This is a genomic window from Campylobacter sp. IFREMER_LSEM_CL1085 (assembly GCF_025772235.1).
GTDB classification, from domain to species: domain Bacteria; phylum Campylobacterota; class Campylobacteria; order Campylobacterales; family Campylobacteraceae; genus Campylobacter_D; species Campylobacter_D lari_D.
Map to the genome: position 1 here is coordinate 42,261 of NZ_JAKMRU010000006.1, position 17,038 is coordinate 59,298.

At 30.9% G+C, this 17,038-nt stretch carries 13 protein-coding genes; 11 read left to right on the plus strand and 2 right to left on the minus strand.

What is annotated here, in order from left to right:
* Positions 1–11: 11 nt before the first annotated feature.
* The 9 genes from L8W56_RS03740 to putP all read left to right on the plus strand — a co-directional run bounded on the left by L8W56_RS03740 (position 12) and on the right by putP (position 12,059).
* Positions 12–692 carry a molecular chaperone gene (locus L8W56_RS03740; protein WP_133319417.1) on the plus strand — a complete coding sequence of 227 codons (681 nt, stop codon included), beginning with the start codon at positions 12–14 and terminating at the stop codon, positions 690–692.
* 175 nt (positions 693–867) lie between these two features.
* A complete protein-coding gene (locus tag L8W56_RS03745; protein WP_133319416.1) occupies positions 868–1,071 on the plus strand; it encodes a twin-arginine translocation signal domain-containing protein in 204 nt (67 codons plus the stop codon).
* A 16-nt stretch (positions 1,072–1,087) separates the two neighbouring features.
* Entirely contained in the window at positions 1,088–3,910 is a 2,823-nt protein-coding gene (locus L8W56_RS03750) for a formate dehydrogenase subunit alpha (protein ID WP_263659482.1), read from the plus strand.
* 10 nt (positions 3,911–3,920) lie between these two features.
* Positions 3,921–4,490 carry a formate dehydrogenase FDH3 subunit beta gene (gene fdh3B, locus L8W56_RS03755; protein WP_133319414.1) on the plus strand — a complete coding sequence of 190 codons (570 nt, stop codon included), beginning with the start codon at positions 3,921–3,923 and terminating at the stop codon, positions 4,488–4,490.
* A 55-nt stretch (positions 4,491–4,545) separates the two neighbouring features.
* The gene (locus L8W56_RS03760; RefSeq protein ID WP_220566426.1) at positions 4,546–5,274 is read left to right on the plus strand and encodes a winged helix-turn-helix domain-containing protein; all 729 of its coding nucleotides are present in this window, start codon (positions 4,546–4,548) and stop codon (positions 5,272–5,274) included.
* Positions 5,275–5,322: 48 nt separating this feature from the next.
* Positions 5,323–5,901, plus strand: coding sequence for a sulfurtransferase-like selenium metabolism protein YedF (gene yedF, locus L8W56_RS03765; RefSeq protein WP_133319412.1), 579 nt, complete (start codon positions 5,323–5,325; stop codon positions 5,899–5,901).
* Positions 5,898–6,929: a selenide, water dikinase SelD gene (gene selD / locus L8W56_RS03770; RefSeq protein WP_263659483.1), complete on the plus strand. Its 1,032-nt coding sequence runs from the start codon at positions 5,898–5,900 to the stop codon at positions 6,927–6,929. The genes yedF and selD overlap by 4 nt, the downstream gene beginning before the upstream one ends.
* Positions 6,930–7,067: 138 nt before the next feature.
* Positions 7,068–10,565 (plus strand): bifunctional proline dehydrogenase/L-glutamate gamma-semialdehyde dehydrogenase, encoded by a 3,498-nt coding sequence (locus tag L8W56_RS03775; protein ID WP_263659484.1) that lies wholly within the window; start codon positions 7,068–7,070, stop codon positions 10,563–10,565.
* A 12-nt stretch (positions 10,566–10,577) separates the two neighbouring features.
* Positions 10,578–12,059, plus strand: a complete 1,482-nt coding sequence (gene putP, locus L8W56_RS03780; RefSeq protein WP_263659485.1) for a sodium/proline symporter PutP — start codon at positions 10,578–10,580, stop codon at positions 12,057–12,059.
* Positions 12,060–12,083: 24 nt separating this feature from the next.
* On the opposite strand, the gene gltS is transcribed toward putP, so the two are convergent.
* Positions 12,084–13,274: a sodium/glutamate symporter gene (gene gltS / locus L8W56_RS03785; protein WP_263659486.1), complete on the minus strand. Its 1,191-nt coding sequence runs from the start codon at positions 13,272–13,274 to the stop codon at positions 12,084–12,086.
* Complete coding sequence (locus tag L8W56_RS03790) at positions 13,271–14,143, minus strand: formimidoylglutamase (protein ID WP_133319407.1); 873 nt, start codon at positions 14,141–14,143, stop codon at positions 13,271–13,273. The genes gltS and L8W56_RS03790 overlap by 4 nt, the downstream gene beginning before the upstream one ends.
* A gap of 255 nt (positions 14,144–14,398) precedes the next feature.
* Between L8W56_RS03790 and L8W56_RS03795 the strand changes: the two genes are divergently transcribed.
* Both L8W56_RS03795 and L8W56_RS03800 read left to right on the plus strand, forming a co-directional pair.
* A complete protein-coding gene (locus L8W56_RS03795) occupies positions 14,399–15,910 on the plus strand; it encodes a BCCT family transporter (RefSeq protein WP_263659487.1) in 1,512 nt (503 codons plus the stop codon).
* A complete protein-coding gene (locus L8W56_RS03800) occupies positions 15,897–17,024 on the plus strand; it encodes a mandelate racemase/muconate lactonizing enzyme family protein (RefSeq protein WP_133319405.1) in 1,128 nt (375 codons plus the stop codon). Before L8W56_RS03795 ends, L8W56_RS03800 begins: the two co-directional genes overlap by 14 nt.
* Positions 17,025–17,038 lie beyond the last annotated feature (14 nt).

Sequence of the window (17,038 nt, forward strand, 5' to 3'; positions counted from 1 at the left end):
AAGGAAAATTAATGATACAAGATATTGATCTTTCGCGTAAATATTTTTATGAATTTTTTTCAAAAGCTTTTAATTTTATCGATGAAAATGAGTTTAAAATTTGGCATGAGCAAGTTTTAGTTTTAGCTCAAAGTCCTTTAGATGATAGTTTAAAATTTGATTTTGAAAAACTTAGTGTATGTGATTTTGCAAGTTTTAAAGAAGAACAAAATGGAGTGTTTTTTGATTTTTCTTATGTGAATGTGCCTATTAGTGCTTCTTTTTATGATGAGGGTAGAGATGATGGCAAAATGAAGCTTCAAGCCTGTGAAATCATTAGAAAAACCAAATTTAGAAAAAAAGAAGATTGTAGGCAAAGTGAAGATGAATTTGGCTTTTTGTTTGCTTTTATGGCAAGTATTATTGAGCATGATTTAAAAGTTGCACAGCAATTATTTCGTTTTGTGATAAACCCTGTAATAGATGAGTTTATAGAAAAATTACAAATCCACAAAAACTCAAATTTTTACATTGCTATTGCCAATATTATGAAAGTCTTTTTTGCAAATGAAAGAGCTTATTTGGAAGTACAAGCACCTATAAAAAAAGAAGGTAAAAGTATAGCAGATGAGGCTTTACAAAGACTTCCTTATGAGCCAAGACTTCCTACTAAATTTAGCAAAACAAATATAGAAGAACTTAGTAAATTATAGAAATTAATATGTATTTTGTTACCAAAATACATATTATCAAAATCATCTTTTTATGAAAATAGAAATTAAATAAAATCTTAAGTGAAAATATGCAAAATTTATTTTGTTAAGTGTATAAATACTTTGAAAATAAGTATTTATAGTTATTCTTTACTTTTATTTCAAAGGAGAGAACATGGAGGCCAATCAAAGAAGGGATTTTTTAAAAAAATCTTTGAAAATTGGTGCTTTAGGGGTAGTAGCTGGGGCAAGTGTGAATGCTTTAGCTAAAGATGATTACCAAGAGCAAAATACCGTAGTTTTAGGAAAAAGTACTAAAAAAGAAGTGCTTTATAGAAAAACTATGCATTGGGAAAAATACTACAAAATAGCTTATTAATTAAGAAAGGAAGAAGATGGCATTAGCAAGAAGAAATTTTCTTAAGCTTGCTGGTATTGCTGGTCTTGGAAGTGCGGCTTTTGGTAGTGAAAACAAAGCTATTAGAGCTGCAAGTGAACAAGAAGTAGCAAATCCTTATCCAGATTCTAAGATTGTTAGAACAATCTGTAGTATCTGTAGTGCAGGCTGTGGAATTAAAGCAGAAGTACAAGATGGAGTTTGGGTGCGTCAAGAAAACGCTATAGAACATCCTATTTCTCAAGGATCACACTGCTGTAAAGGGATAGATCAAATCGATCTTACTAAATCAAAGCAGCGTATTAAATATCCTATGAAAAAAGAAAATGGCAAATGGGTACGTTTAACTTGGGAACAAGCTATCAATGAAATTGGTGATAAAATGCTTGAAATCCGTAAAGAAAATGGACCTGATAGCGTTATGTTTTTAGGTTCGGCTAAATTTAATAACCAACAAGCTTATTATTTTAGAAAATTTGCAGCATTTTGGGGTACTAACAATATAGACCACGTTGCTAGAATTTGACACAGCGCAACAGTCGCCGGTGTGGCGAATACATGGGGTTATGGCGCTATGACAAATCATTTTGGTGATGTGACTAAACACTCAAAAATGATGATTATTTTTGGTGCAAATACTGCTGTGGCAAATCCTATCGGATTTAAACACTTATTACAAGCAAAAGATCGTAATAATGCTAAATTGGTAGTTGTAGATCCTGTATTTACAAAAACTGCAGTACATGCTGATGAATATGTAAGAATTCGTCCAGGCACAGATATAGCTTTAGTTTATGGTATGCTTCATTTGATCTTCAAAAACGGTTGGGAAGATAAAGAATTAATCAAAACTAGAACTTATGGTGTTGAAGAAATAAAAGCAGAGGCTGCTAAATGGACTCCTGAAGTTGTAGAAGATGTAACAGGCGTTCCAGCTGCTCAACTTGAAAAAATTACAAGAATGCTAGCTACAATCAAACCTGCTACGCTATTTTGGGCTTTAGGTATTACTCAACACTCGGTAGGTAGCTCCAACACAAGAATTCTAGCTATCTTACAACTCGTTCTTGGTAATATAGGCAAACCAGGTGCAGGAACAAACATCATTAGAGGTCATGATAATGTTCAAGGTGCTACTGATATGGGCTGTTTGGCTGATACTTTACCAGCTTATTATGGGCTTGATGATAATGCGTGGAATCATTTTGCTAATTTTTGGAATGTAGATAGAGAATATTTAAATTCAAGATTTTATTCTAAAGAATGGATGCATGAAAAAGGTTTTTCACTAGCAAAATGGTGGCAAGGCGTTTTACATGAAGAAAAAACTTATTCTAACTCACCTATCCGTGTGCTTTGGGTGCAAGGAACGGGTATTACTTCTATGGCGCATACGGTAAAAATTCAAGAAGCGCTTAAAAAACTTGATATGATTGTAATCGCTGAACCTTTTGTAAATGAAGTAGCAGTTTTAGCAGATCGTTCCGATGGTATTTATATTATCCCTGCTTGTACTCAATTTGAAACAGAAGGTTATGTCACTGCGACTAATCGTGCTATGCAATGGCGTTCTCAAGTAGTAAAACCAATTTATGAAAGCAAAGAAGATCAAGAGATTATGTTTGCTTTTGCTAAAAAATTCGGCTTTTATAAAGAATACACTCGCGGTATGAAAATGGAATTGAAAGATCATAAGCTTGTACAAACAAGAGATGATAATGATGATAATTTTATATGGCCTGATGATGCTACAAGAGAAATGAGTAATGGTCTTTTAAGTATAGGCTTAAGAGGTATTTCAGCTGAACGCTTAAGAAAACACCAACAAAATTGGGAACATTTTGATCCTGATACTCAAAGAGGTCTTGGTGGTGAAGTTAAAGGCGAATACTATGGCTTACCTTGGCCTTGTTGGGATGAACAACATCCGGGAACTTCTATATTATGGAATACTGATGTGCCTTATGAAGAAGGCGGTATGGGCTTTAGAAACCGCTTTGGTTTGGAGCATGAAGGACATTCTCAATTAGCAGATGATGCCTTTACTCCAAAAGGATGTAAAGTTAAAGGTGGTTACCCACAAATCACTAAGGCAAATATTGAAAAAGTATTTAATATCAAACTAAGTGATAGCGAAAAAGAATTAATGGGCACTAGCTGGAGTACAGATATTTCAGGTATTATTTTAGAAAAATGTAGAGAAAAGAGTGCTTGCTGTTTAGGTAATGCAAGAGCTAGAATGAAAGTTTGGGAATTTGCAGATCCTATTCCGTTACATAGAGAGCCTATTCACTCACCTCGTTGGGATTTGGTTAAAAAATATCCTACTTGGGGCGATCAAGAGAAAAACTTCAGAGTTGAGAGTAAATTTATCAGCGAGCAACAAAAGAAAGATTGGAGCAAAGAGTTTCCAACTATCATTTCAAGTATGCGTTTAGTAAATTTAAGTGGTGCAGGTATGCTTGAGAGAACTAGTAAATATCTTGCTGCAATCACACCTGAAATGTTTGCTAATGTTCACCCTGAACTTGCCTTAAAATATGGTATAAATGATGGAGATATGATGTGGATTCATTCACCGCAAGGTACTAAGATTAAAGTAAAATGTGTGCATAATCATTCTGTTACACCGGATAGAATTTGCTTGCCTTATAACTTTGCGGGTATTATGCAAGGAGTGGATTTAAGTTATAATTATCCTGAAGGCACTAGACCTTATACTATAGGTGAAAGTTCTAACACGGTTACTAACTATGGTTTTGATATAAATACGCAAATTTCTGAATTTAATGCAGGACTTTGCAGACTTGAAAAGGCTTAAGGGGTAAGTTATGGCTAGAATGAAATTTTATGTAGATAATAATCGCTGTATTTCTTGCTTTGCTTGTCAAGTGGCTTGTTCAAGTGCGCACGAAGTGCCAGTGGGGATTAATAGAAGAAAGGTAATCACTCTAAATGAAGGCATAGAAGGAAAAGAGTTTTCAACAACTCTTGCCTGCCAACACTGCACAGATGCTCCATGTGAGCAAGTTTGTCCTGTAAAATGCTTTTATATTAGAGCTGATGGTATTGTTTTACATGATAAAAAAACTTGTATAGGTTGTGGGTATTGTCTTTATGCGTGTCCTTTTGGTGCTCCACAATTTCCAAGAGATGGTGCTTTTGGTATTAAAGGTCAAATGGATAAATGTACTATGTGTGCAGGTGGTCCTGAACCTACTAACTCTCATGAAGAAAGAGAACTTTATGGACAAAATCGTATCGCAGAAGGTAAAGTGCCTATGTGTGCTGCGGTTTGTTCTACAAATGCACTTTTGGTTGGTGATGCAGCTGAAGTTAGTGCAATGTATAGAAAAAGAGTTTTGCTTAAGGGCCAAAATTTAGGACTTGATGCAAAATAACCCAAAGGGTGTTTACAGGCACCCTTTTTTACTACTTATAATCCAAGGTTAATTCATGGAAGAATTAAATTTAAAAATTCAAAAAAATCTTGATGAAAATAATAAACTTACTTGTAAAAAAGCACTAGAGCTTTTAAAACAATACTCCAAAGAAGATTTTCAAGCTAGTATAAAAAAAATGGATGTAAAAATTTCAGATTGCGAGTTAGGTCAATTTGGAAAGTTAAATAAAAATATAGCAAAAAGTGAAATTTTAGAAAAATTAGAAACAAAACTAGATTCTAAGCGTCGCATATCATGTAAAGATGCTTTAGAATGTGCTAAAAACTTTAATATGGCTGATATGAGAGCTACGCTTAAAACTTATAAAATTGATGTTAAATACTGCGAACTTGGTTGTTTTGAAGAAAAAAAAGGTAAAAAATTTCATATAAAAAGCAAAATTTGGGTAGAAAATCCTGATGGAGAATTACTTTTTGGTAAAGGGAAAACAGATATTTTAGAATTAGTTGGAGAATGCGGAAGTATTTCCCAAGCGGCTAAACAATTAGGGATTAATTATAAAAAAGCTTGGCTTTATATACAGGATTTAGAAAAAAATATGAAAGAAGAATTGCTCATTGCTAAAAAAGGAAGGGGAAGTGAAGCTGGTAGTAAGCTTACTCCTAGAGCTTATGAGCTAATTCAAAATTTTAAAATTTTACAACAAGATGTAGAAGAATACACTAATAAGCGCTTTAAAGAATTATTTTTCAAGAAAAATCAAGAAAAAGATAAAACTTAATTTGAATACAAGTTATAAAAATATATCATTAAGTAAAAAAGGTAAAAAATGAAAATTGATTGTAGAGATTTAGCTTGTCCGCGTCCTGTGATAGAGACAAAAAAGGCTTTAGAAGAGTTAAAAGAAAATGAAAATTTAGAAATTCTTTTAAATTCTCAAGCTTCTAAAGAAAATGTAATGAGGTTTTTAAAATCTTTAAATTTGAACTTTAGTGTGAAAGATGTAAATGATGAAAGTATTATTAGCATTATAAAAGATGGTGATATAGTTCAAATTCAAGAACAAAATTTACAAGAATATAATGTGTTGTTTTTAAAAAGCGATAAGGTAGGTGAAGGGGAGCTTGGGAAAAATCTAATGCTAGGTTTTTTAAAAACCTTAAAAGATTTACCTAATAAACCTGTAAAAATCCTTTGCGTTAATGATAGTGTTTTAATGAATACTGATTGTTCTCATATGGCTTTTGAAGCTATGAAAGAGCTTGAAAATTTAGGGGTTGAAATTTATAGTTGTGGGGCATGTTTGGAATTTTTTGGTAAAACTAAAGAGCTTAAAATAGGCAAAATAGGTAATGCTTATGAAATTTTAAATGAACTTTTTGGAAAGGCAAAGATTATTTCTTTATGATATATAAAGACCAAAAACTAACTCAATATGTAAAAGCTGCGGGTTGAGCTGCCAAACTAGACTCGGTGGGTCTTGACAAAATTCTTGGCATTTTAAAACCGCATGAAAACATTTTAAGTGGTATTGATAATAACGAAGATGCAAGTGTTTATAAGCTAAATGAGGAATTAGCTTTAGTGCAAACACTTGATTTTATCACACCTGTGGTTGATAGTGCGTATCATTTTGGTGCTATAGCTGCTGCCAATGCTTTAAGTGATGTATTTGCTATGGGTGCTGAGGTGATTAATGCCTTAAATATTGTAGGCTTTGATACTTGTCATTTTAACAATGAAATTTTACTTGAAGTTTTAGAAGGTGCTAGAGCTAAGGTTGAAGAAGCTGGTGCTGTGCTAGTAGGTGGCCATACTATAGAAAATGATGAATTTATTTTTGGTCTTAGTGTGACAGGTGTAGTTCATCCTAAGAAATTTATAGCTAATAATAGTGCAAAAGATGGTGATGTTATTTTACTTACTAAGCCTATAGGTAGTGGCATTATTAGCACTGCTATCAAGGCTGGTTTGCTAGAAAAAGCAAAGATTTTAAAAGCAATAGAGCAAATGAGTTTTTTAAATCTTTACGCAAGTCGTATTTTAAAGGGGTTTAAAAGTCTTAGTGCTTTAAGTGATGTTACTGGTTTTGGCCTTTTGGGGCATTTAAAAGAAATGTTAAATGAAGAAATTATGATAGAAGTGTATAAAAATGAAATTCCTTTAATGGATGGAGTTTTGCCAATGGCTAATATGGGGATAATCCCAGCAGGAGCTTATAAAAATAAAGATAGCCTAAAAATTTGGGTTGATAATTTAAATGAAAAAGATGAGGATATAGTGTATTTTGATCCTCAAACTTCAGGTGGACTTTTAGCTGCAATGAGTGAAAAAGATGCAAATGAGGCTTTGAAAATTTTGAAAGATTACAATATAGAGGCAAAGATTATTGCTAGATGTGTAAGAAATACTCATAATTATTTATTATTACGCTAATATTTTATTTACAATTAAAAATATATGTTTATATTTGTTACTTTTTTACATAAAAAAATAAATTATAAATAAATATATGTTGATTTTTGTGGCTATTTTTGTATCATAAAAGATATTAATTACTAAATGGAGGAAGAAATGATACAAAAAGCTTTGCAATTAGCTGAAGAATTACAAAGAAAAATAGAAAGTAATATCTCTCAAAGTGAAAAAGAATTTCACGCCAAAATGCAAAAACTTTTAAACAATCCTAAAAATAAAGTGATGTTGATTGAACTTTTAGATCGCTCTTTTAGATGTAAAGATAAAAGTGCGAGTTTTGAGCTTATAGAGCATACTTTAAACAAATATGGTATAGCAGATTTTTTTAGTGCTTTTGAAAAATTTTTGCTTTTTTCATTTTTAAATTTTGGAAAATTTGCACCAACTCTTAGTGTACCATTTTTCATTAAGCATTTAAGAGAAGATACTAAAGCTATGGTTTTAGATGCAAACCCTAGTGTTTTAGAGCCTCATATGCGTAAAAGAAAAGATGAAGATAAAATTACCTTAAATGTAAATTTAATTGGTGAAGAGGTTTTGGGTGAGGCTGAGAGTGCTTATAGAGTAAAAAAATATGAAGAAGCATTAAAAACAAGCTATATTACTTATATTTCAATTAAAATCACTACCATTTTTTCTCAAATTAATATCATTGATTTTGAATACTCTAAAGATGAAGTGGTAAAAAGATTGGATAAATTATATGCTCTTGCTTTAGAAGAAGAAAAAAAGCAAGGTGTGTCTAAATTTATCAATCTTGATATGGAGGAATTTAGAGATTTAGAATTAACCGTTGAAGCTTTTATGGAAAGTATTGCAAAGTATAATATTAAAGCAGGTATCGTTTTACAAGCTTATCTTCCTGATTCTTATGAATATTTGAAAAAACTTTTTGCTTTTTCAAAAGAAAGAGTTTTAAAAGGTATGAAGCCTATAAAAATTCGCTTTGTTAAAGGAGCGAATATGGAAAGTGAAGAAACTATAGCTTCGCAAAGAGGTTGGGCTCTACCTACTTTTTATAAAAAAATTGACACAGATAGTAATTATAAGAAAATGCTCGATTTTGTCTTAGAAGGCGATAATTATAAATATATTAATGTAGGTATTGCGAGTCATAATTTATTTGAAATTGCTTATGCTTATACTAGAATTTCACAAGCAGGAGCTTTATCATCTTTTACTTTTGAAATGCTCGAGGGTATGAGTTTGCAATGCTCTTATGAGCTTTCTAAAATGCATGATCTTATACTTTATGCACCGGTGTGTGATGAAGCGCATTTTAATAATGCCATTGCTTACTTAGTAAGAAGACTTGATGAAAATACTAGTGAAGATAATTTCATGAGATATTTTTTCAACCTTAAAATCAATGATAAAAATTGGCAAATGCAAAAAGAATTATTTATAAAATCATTAGAAGGCGTTGCTAGTTTGGATAATTCTACTCATAGAACTCAAGATAGAAATAATGAAACAAAGGCTATTAGTTCTTATGAGAGTAAAGAATTTAAAAACGAACCTGATACAGATTTTATCTTAAAAGCAAATAGAGAATGGGCTAAAAATATAAGAACTAAATATGAAAATTTAGAAAATTATGATGTGTATCCGGTTGCAAAAGAAGAAATTAAAAATGAAAATTTACAAGTAATAGAAGTTAAAGATAAAATCAAAAATCGCACTATAGGTAAAGCACATTTAGCAGGCCAAAAAGAGATTAAATATGCTTTAGATGTAGCTAAGAGCTCAAATTTTAGTGATTTAAGTCATGATGAAATTTATAAGATTTTAGCAAAAACTGCTCAACTTGTTAGAGATCGTAGAGGAGATTTAATAGGTATAGCAGCTTTAGAGGTAGGAAAAACTTTCTTAGAGATTGATCCTGAAGTGAGTGAGGCTATAGACTTTTTAGAATTTTACCCACATTCTTTGGAAAAACTAAAAGAGCAAAATCCAAATACTACTTTTAAAGCAAAAGGCATAGGTGTGGTAATTGCACCATGGAATTTTCCAGTAGGTATTTCAGCAGGAACCATAGCAGCACCTTTGGCTGCAGGTAATAAAGTGATATATAAACCATCATCTTTATCCATGCTAACAGGTTATATGCTTTGTAAATGCTTTTGGGATGCGGGAATTCCAAAAGATGCTTTGATTTTCTTACCTGCTAAAGGTAGTGATATATCAAAATACTTGCTTGTTGATCAAAGTGTGAAATTTTCAGTATTAACCGGTGGAGAAGAAACTGCTTATGCAATGCTCAAAGCTAATCCAACCTTACTTTTAAGTGCTGAAACAGGCGGTAAAAATGCAACTATTGTTTCTAAATTTGCTGATCGTGATAGTGCGATTAAAAATATCATTCATTCAGCATTTTCAAATTCAGGTCAAAAATGCTCTGCTACTTCTTTACTTGTTTTGGAAGAAGAAGTTTATGAAGATGAGGAATTTAAAAAGACCTTAGTAGATGCTGCTAGTTCTATGGCGGTTGGAAATCCATTTGTATTTAAAAATAAACTTGGAGCTTTAGCAGATAAACCAGATGTAAAACTGCAAAAAGCATTAGATGAGTTAGCTCCATATGAAAGTTGGGCTTTAAAGCCTAAATTTGTAGATGATAATCCTTATCTTTTAACTCCAGGGATTAAATATGGTACAAAAAAAGGTGATTTTACACACATGAATGAGCTTTTTGCGCCAATTTTAACTGTAATGAAAGCAAAAGATTTAAAAGAAGCTATTGATATAGTAAATTCTACAGGTTATGGACTTACAGCAGGATTTGAAAGTTTAGATGAGAGAGAATGGGAATACTTCCACACTCACATAGAGGCAGGAAATATTTACATCAATAAACCAACAACAGGAGCTATAGTTCTTAGACAACCTTTTGGTGGTATTAAAAAATCAGCCATTGGTTTTGGTAGAAAAGTTGGAATTTATAATTACATCACTCAATTTTTAGATATAGAGCAAAGTCAAGCTGATCAAAATGTTTTAGATAATGAATTAGTATCAAATTTAAATGCTTTAAGCTTGGATTTAAATGAAAAAGATAAAGCCGATTTTGAAGTCGTTAAAGCTATAGCAAGAAGCTATGCTTACCATGCAAAATATGAATTTGCTAGTGCAAAAGATTATGTCAATATAAGAGGTGAGGATAATATTTTCTCTTATACAAAGGTTAAAAATATTGCTTATAGAGTACATCAAGATGATAGTTTAAAAGATATTTTAGGAGTTATTTTAGCAGCTAGTGTGTTAAATATTGATCTTATTTTAAGTTATGATGAGCATGAAAAAATAGATCTTGTGCAAAAGATTAATCAAAAAATTAGTTCAAAAACTTTATTCCTTAAAGAAAGTAAAGAAAATTTCATTAGCAAAATAGTTGATTATGAAAGAATTCGTTATTTTGCTCCATTAGATGTTAATGATGAAATTTTCATAAAAGCAGCAAGTTGCGCAAAAATCATTGCCAATACTAAGCCTTTAATGAACGGACGTTTTGAGTTGCTTTTATATCATAATGAAAAAGCTTTAAGTATATCTTTCCACCGTTATGGAAATTTAGGCATTCGTGCTTTAAAATAAAAAGGAGAAAAAATGGAGGTTGTGCACATTAATACTCAAATTGCGATAATGTTTGTCGCATATTCAGCATTAATGCTTTTTATTGGATTTTATTTTTATAAACAAAATAAAAACTCAGAGGATTATTTTTTAGGTGGTCGTTCTATGGGGCCGGTAGTTTCAGCACTTAGTGCTGGAGCTTCTGATATGAGTGGTTGGCTTTTAATGGGTTTACCAGGAGCTTTATATGTAAGTGGTTTAGCTGAAAGTTATATTGCAATAGGGCTTAGTATAGGAGCATTTTTAAACTGGGCTTTTGTAGCAAAAAGACTTAGAATTTATACTAGTGTGATTGCAAATTCTATTACCATACCTGATTATTTTGAGACAAGGTTTGATGATGATAAGCATATATTAAGAGTGGTTTGTGCTATTGTTATTTTGATATTCTTTACTTTTTATGTTTCTTCAGGACTTGTAGGTGGAGCAAAGCTTTTTGAAGCAACTTTTGGAATCCAATATGATTATGCACTTACTACAGGAACTGTGATTATAGTTGCTTATACATTTTTGGGTGGATATAAGGCAGTTTGTTGGACGGATTTGATTCAGGGTTTATTAATGATGAGTGCCTTGATTATCGTACCTATAGTGATGATTTATCATTTGGGTGGCTTTAGTGAAGCTGTTAATATAGTCAAAGAAATTAAGCCAAATACTTTTTCTATGGGGGAAGGATTAAGCTTTTTGGGTATAGTTTCAGCGCTTTCTTGGGGGCTTGGGTATTTTGGTCAGCCACATATTTTGGTGCGTTTTATGTCTATAAGATCAACTAAAGATATTCCAACTGCTACTTTTGTAGGAATTTCTTGGATGGTTATATCTTTAATTGGAGCTTGTTTGATAGGTATTTTAGGTATAGCTTATGTGAGTAAATTTGAGCTTAGTTTGCAAGATCCTGAAAAGATTTTTATCGTAATGTCGCAATTGCTTTTCAATCCTTGGATAGCAGGTGTTTTATTAAGTGCTATTTTGGCAGCCATTATGAGCACAGCAAGTTCGCAATTGCTTGTTTCAAGTTCAACTATAGCAGAGGATTTTTATAAAAGAATTTTTAACAAAGAAGCGTCCAATAAAACAGTGATGACTTTGGGTAGATTTGGTGTTTTAGCAGTAGCTGTGATAGCTTTTATTATTTCTACTGATAAAAACTCAAGCGTATTAAGTATAGTAGCTTATGCTTGGGCAGGGTTTGGAGCAAGTTTTGGTTCTGTAATGCTCTTTTCGTTATTTTGGTCAAAAATGACTAGATATGCTGCTATTGCAGGTATGATTACTGGTGCAGTTGTAGTTGTAGTATATAAAAATTTCTTAGCAAAGTGGCTTGATTTTCCTATTTATGAAATCATTCCAGGATTTTTAGCTGCTTCTGTTGTGATTATTTTAGTGAGCATGGTAACTAAAGTTCGCCCAGGAACTAAAGCAGCTTATGAAACAATGCTAAAACATCTCTAATACTCTCGCAATATGCGAGAGTAACTATGAAAAAATATTAATCAAATAAGTATTTAAAGGTATTGCAACAATATCAATTAAAACAGCACCGCATAAAGGTACTATTAAAAAAGCTTGTCTTGAAGTTAAATTATATCTAGAACAAACTGCATTCATATTTGCTACTGCATTTGGTGTTGCACCTAGACCATGTCCCATAAGTCCGCCACACATAATCGCACTATCATAATTTTTTCCGCATAATCTAAAAACTATAAAAATTGTAAAGAATAGTAAAGCTAAAACTTGCACAATCAAAGTAATAAAAAGAGGTGTAGCAACAGCACTTAGTTCGTTTATTTTTAAATTTATCATAGCCATAGTTAAAAAAATACCAAGGCTTAATTCACTTATAGTATCTATTGTATATTGATTTAGCTTGAAAATATTAAAAGAATCATTAATATTTCTTACAACAATAGCAACAAGCATAGCACCAACATAACTAGGCAAAGAATAGCCGCTATATTGTGTAAATTTGGAACTTAAAAAAAATCCAATACACATAATACATAATATTAAAAATAAAGATTTTAAAAAATCTTTATAATTTGCATTGTGAATTTCATGCTTTAGAGGATCTATATCTTTAATATCTTGATTAGTTGTGATTTTTAATTTGTGTTTATTTATAAGATATTTTGCTACAGGACCTCCGAGCAAAGACCCTGAAATCAGTCCAAAGGTTGCCGCTGCCACTGCTAAAACTTTAGCGTTATTTAAGCCACTTAATTCTTCAACCATACCTCCAAAAGCTATAGCATTTCCATGTCCTCCTTCCAAAGAAACAGCACCACATAAAATTCCATATAGTTTATTTAAATCGAATAAACTCATCATGGAAATGCCGATAAAATTTTGCATTAAAGCCATAAACCAGCAACAACCTAGATAGATTAAAAGTACTTTTCCTCCTACTTTTAAGAGTTTAAAACTTCCACTTAATCCTATTACGGTAAAAAAAGCCACCATTAAAGGAGTTTGTAAACTTGTATCAAAATCAACTTTAATCTCAATAAAACTTAAAATCCAAATGATTATACTGATTAAAAATCCACCTATAACTGGCGCGGGAATGCAAAATTTTTCTAAGATTAAAAAGCGTTTTTTCAAAAACATACCAAACAATAAAACCCCGATACTAATAGCTAATACACTTAAACTATCAAATTTCATATCATTCCTTTACTTAATAAAAAATATGCTAGATAAGCAGCGATTTTTGCAGTGTGATTGTCTATATCAAATTTAGGATTAAATTCACAAATATCTGCTAAAGCAACTTTTTTGCTTTCAAAAATAATTTTTATCGGAGTTAAAATTTCTTTTAAATTGATACCGAAAACAGCAGGGGCGCTTACAGCAGGAGCTACGCTTTGTGAAAATACATCCATATCAATACTTAAATAAACAACTTCATTTTGTTTTAAGAAATTTTTAATGACTTCTATACATTTTTCAAATTCAGTATCTAAAACATAACTTGCTTTCATATTATCCATAGTTTGAAAAAGTGCTTTTGTGTTAGATAATTTACTTGCACCCAAGCAAAGATAAGAAAAATTATAATTATTTTCTTTTGCATATTCATAAGCTTTGTAAAAAGAATTTCCAGAAGTATGTAACTCCTGAATTCTTACATCAAAATGTGCATCAAAATTTATAACTCCTACACTTTTTTTGTAATCTAAAAGCGCTTTGATACAAGCTAAAGATGTTTCGTGTCCACCTCCTAAAATTACACCATAATGATTATTATGTAAAATTTCTAAGCACTTGTGATAAAGTAGTTCATCGCCTAATTCTAGGGTATCAAAATTTTCAATATCTCCTAAATCATCAAAATCAAAATCATCATGTATAGCAAAATTTGCCATATTCTTTCTTATAATTTTTGGTGCTAATTCACTTCCAATTCTACCATTATTTCTCTGCACACCCAATGATGAACAAAAGCCTAATAATTTATTATTTGAAGAGTGATTTAAACATTTAAATAATCGTTTATGGATAATTTCATCACCATCATTTCTCCCTTGCCACATGTATTCCTCCTTTTTTGTGTTTAATTTCAATGTAAGATATTTTTTTAAATATTTTTATATTTTGAGAAATAACATTATTTATTTGTGTATTTTAGTAGCAATAATTTATTGATTAAATAATTTTTTATTATAGTAAAAAATATTTGAAAATACTAAGGTATGGCTTTTAATGCATTTATGATAAAAGTTTCTTTAAGTTTTATTTTAAAATAAGAAAATACTATATATTTACTACTTGAAACAAAAAGGAGATTTATGCAAAAAAATAATCAAAAAACTTATGATTTATTTTTGATAGTGACATCTATCTTGGCGGTTTTTATGGTGATTGTAATTTTACTTATAAATCCTAGTAAAGCTTTAGAAGTAGCAAATTTTCTTTTTAGTAAGCTTACACATATGTTTGGCTCATTTGTTCAACTTTTTGAGTTTATTTGTGTAGTTTTTATTTTCTACTTGGCTTTTTCTAAAATAGGTAATATTAAATTAGGCGATGGGATAAATCCTTATTCAAATACTGCTTGGATTTTTATGTTTATTTGTGCAGGACTTGGATCTGCTACTATGTATTGGGCATTTATGGAATGGGCATATTATTATTTAGCACCTGGATTAAATATTACTCCAAAATCTACAGAAGCTTTAAGAAGTGCAACTTCTTTTGTGTATTTGCATTGGGGTATTACGCCTTGGGCTGTATATGCTTTAAGTTCTATTGCAATGTGTTTTCATTTTTATATTTTTAAAAATAAAAATTTAAAAATTTCAAGTTTAATAGCAAATATCTTGCATATTAATCAAAATATAGTGCTTGATAAAATCATCGATGTTGTGTTTTTATTTAGTACTTTTGGTGGACTTGTGCTTACTACAACCCTTTCTATAATTACAATTAGTGCTGGACTTTCTGGAATTTTTGATATTAATGATGGTTTTTATTTAAAATTTATTCTTTTAGCTATTGTTACAGCTGTTTTTACCTTTTCTAGTTTTGTTGGATTATCAAGTGGTATGGCAAAACTTGCTAAAATATCTTGTATCTTGTGTTTTGTGTTTGCAATATTGGTATTTATTTTAGGAGATAGTGTATTTATATTAAATAATATAATAAATAGTATAGGGGTATTTTTTAGTAATTATGTTTCAATGAGCTTATATAATGATATTACTGGTGTAAGTAGCTTTAATTCTGATTGGACAGTTTTTTATTGGCTTTATTGGATTACTTACACTCCTGCTGTTAGTATTTTTGTGACAAAAATTTCTAAAGGAAGGACCATTCGTCAAGTAATTTTTGGTCTTATTGTGGGTGGATGTATTGGGACTTGGTTTTTCTTTGGAGTTTTGAGTTCATATGCAATAGATATTTTTCAAAGTGGAATCTTAGATGTTCCAAATTTTATTAGTTCAAATGCTGGAGAAGCTGGAGTGGTAGCATTGATAAAAACACTACCATTTGGTACTATTTTTGCTCTTTTTTATTTCCTGCTTATGATGGTATTTTTGGCTTCTCATATGGATGCTACTGCATTTACTATTTCTTGTGTAAGCACAAAAATAGATAGTGAAAATCCTAGTAAATATTTAAAAGTTTTTTGGTGTATTATGCTTGGATTAATTCCTTTAGCAATGCTTTATATAAATGCAGATTTAAATACCTTAAAAGTTGCAGTTGTTTTGAGTGCTGCTCCTTTTTTGGTAATACTTGCTATTAGCTTTTATGGGCTTATTAAATGGATAAAAAGGATGGATAATGAAAATTACTAAGGTTGAACCTATATGGTTAAGGACAAAAACTTTTGATGAGTCTTGTGAGTGGGGTGAAGATGCCTTTATATTAAGAATTTATACAGATAATAATCTTTATGGAATAGGGGAAAGTGATAGTGCTGCAGCAGTTTTAAAGATAATGTTTGAGCAGCCTAGTACTCATGGATCTTGTAGAAATTTAAGTGAAATTTTAATAGGACAAGATCCAAGAAATATTAAGAAGATTATGGATGATTTGATTGAGGGAAGTGCGTATTATGGACTTAGCGGAGCATTAATTTGTGCTTTAAGTGCAATAAATATTGCTTTATATGATTTACTTGGAAAAATTTATGGTGTAAGTGTAGCTACCATACTTGGTGGAAAAAGAAAAGACTTTTTAAATGCATACGCTACTTTTATTCCGAGTGAAAATATGGAAGAAAATATTTCTAGAGTAAAATACTTAAAAGAAGAAGGTTTTAAACTATTAAAATTTGGTGGTGCAGGCTTTGGTAATAATGCATTAGCTGATAAAGAGATTATCAAGAATATTAGAGGTGCAGTGGGTGATGATATTAAACTTAGTATTGACTTAGTAGGGCTTTGGAAAAATTTTTCTTATGCAAGAGAAAGATTTTTGGAAATTGAAGAATATAACTTAGAGTGGATAGAAGAACCAGTTAGTGCAAATAATTTTTATGATTATGCAAGACTTAGCGAACACTTACCTTGTAAGATTACGGGTGGAGAGAGTTTTTACACGCTAAATGAGTTTGAAAATTTTATTAAAAAGTCAAAAGTTTCTATTGTGCAACCTGATATTACTAGATGCGGTGGTTTTGACACTATGTTAGAAATTGAAAAAATATCTTTAAAATATGGTTGTGATTTAGTCCCGCATGGTTTTTCTACAGGAATTTTACTTGCTGCTACGGTGCAGTTTCTAGCAAGTACTAAATATTGTAATTTGATAGAGTATTCTCAATCAACAAGTGTGCTTTTTACTCATTTGGTGAAAAATTTAATCCCTTGCAAAGATGGTATAGTTGAAGTCAATGATGCTGTGGGTATAGGAGTGATATTGGATGAAAATTTAATAGAAAAATATCGTATAAATATAAAGATTTGAGTAAATACTCAAAT

Coding starts and splice junctions, on each gene's coding strand:
- L8W56_RS03740 (WP_133319417.1), top strand. CDS start 12: ATGATACAAGATATTGATCTTTCGCGTAAATATTTTTATGAATTTTTT.
- L8W56_RS03745 (WP_133319416.1), top strand. CDS start 868: ATGGAGGCCAATCAAAGAAGGGATTTTTTAAAAAAATCTTTGAAAATT.
- fdh3B (WP_133319414.1), top strand. CDS start 3,921: ATGGCTAGAATGAAATTTTATGTAGATAATAATCGCTGTATTTCTTGC.
- L8W56_RS03760 (WP_220566426.1), top strand. CDS start 4,546: ATGGAAGAATTAAATTTAAAAATTCAAAAAAATCTTGATGAAAATAAT.
- yedF (WP_133319412.1), top strand. CDS start 5,323: ATGAAAATTGATTGTAGAGATTTAGCTTGTCCGCGTCCTGTGATAGAG.
- L8W56_RS03775 (WP_263659484.1), top strand. CDS start 7,068: ATGATACAAAAAGCTTTGCAATTAGCTGAAGAATTACAAAGAAAAATA.
- putP (WP_263659485.1), top strand. CDS start 10,578: ATGGAGGTTGTGCACATTAATACTCAAATTGCGATAATGTTTGTCGCA.
- gltS (WP_263659486.1), bottom strand. CDS start 13,274: ATGAAATTTGATAGTTTAAGTGTATTAGCTATTAGTATCGGGGTTTTA.
- L8W56_RS03790 (WP_133319407.1), bottom strand. CDS start 14,143: ATGTGGCAAGGGAGAAATGATGGTGATGAAATTATCCATAAACGATTA.
- L8W56_RS03795 (WP_263659487.1), top strand. CDS start 14,399: ATGCAAAAAAATAATCAAAAAACTTATGATTTATTTTTGATAGTGACA.
- L8W56_RS03800 (WP_133319405.1), top strand. CDS start 15,897: ATGAAAATTACTAAGGTTGAACCTATATGGTTAAGGACAAAAACTTTT.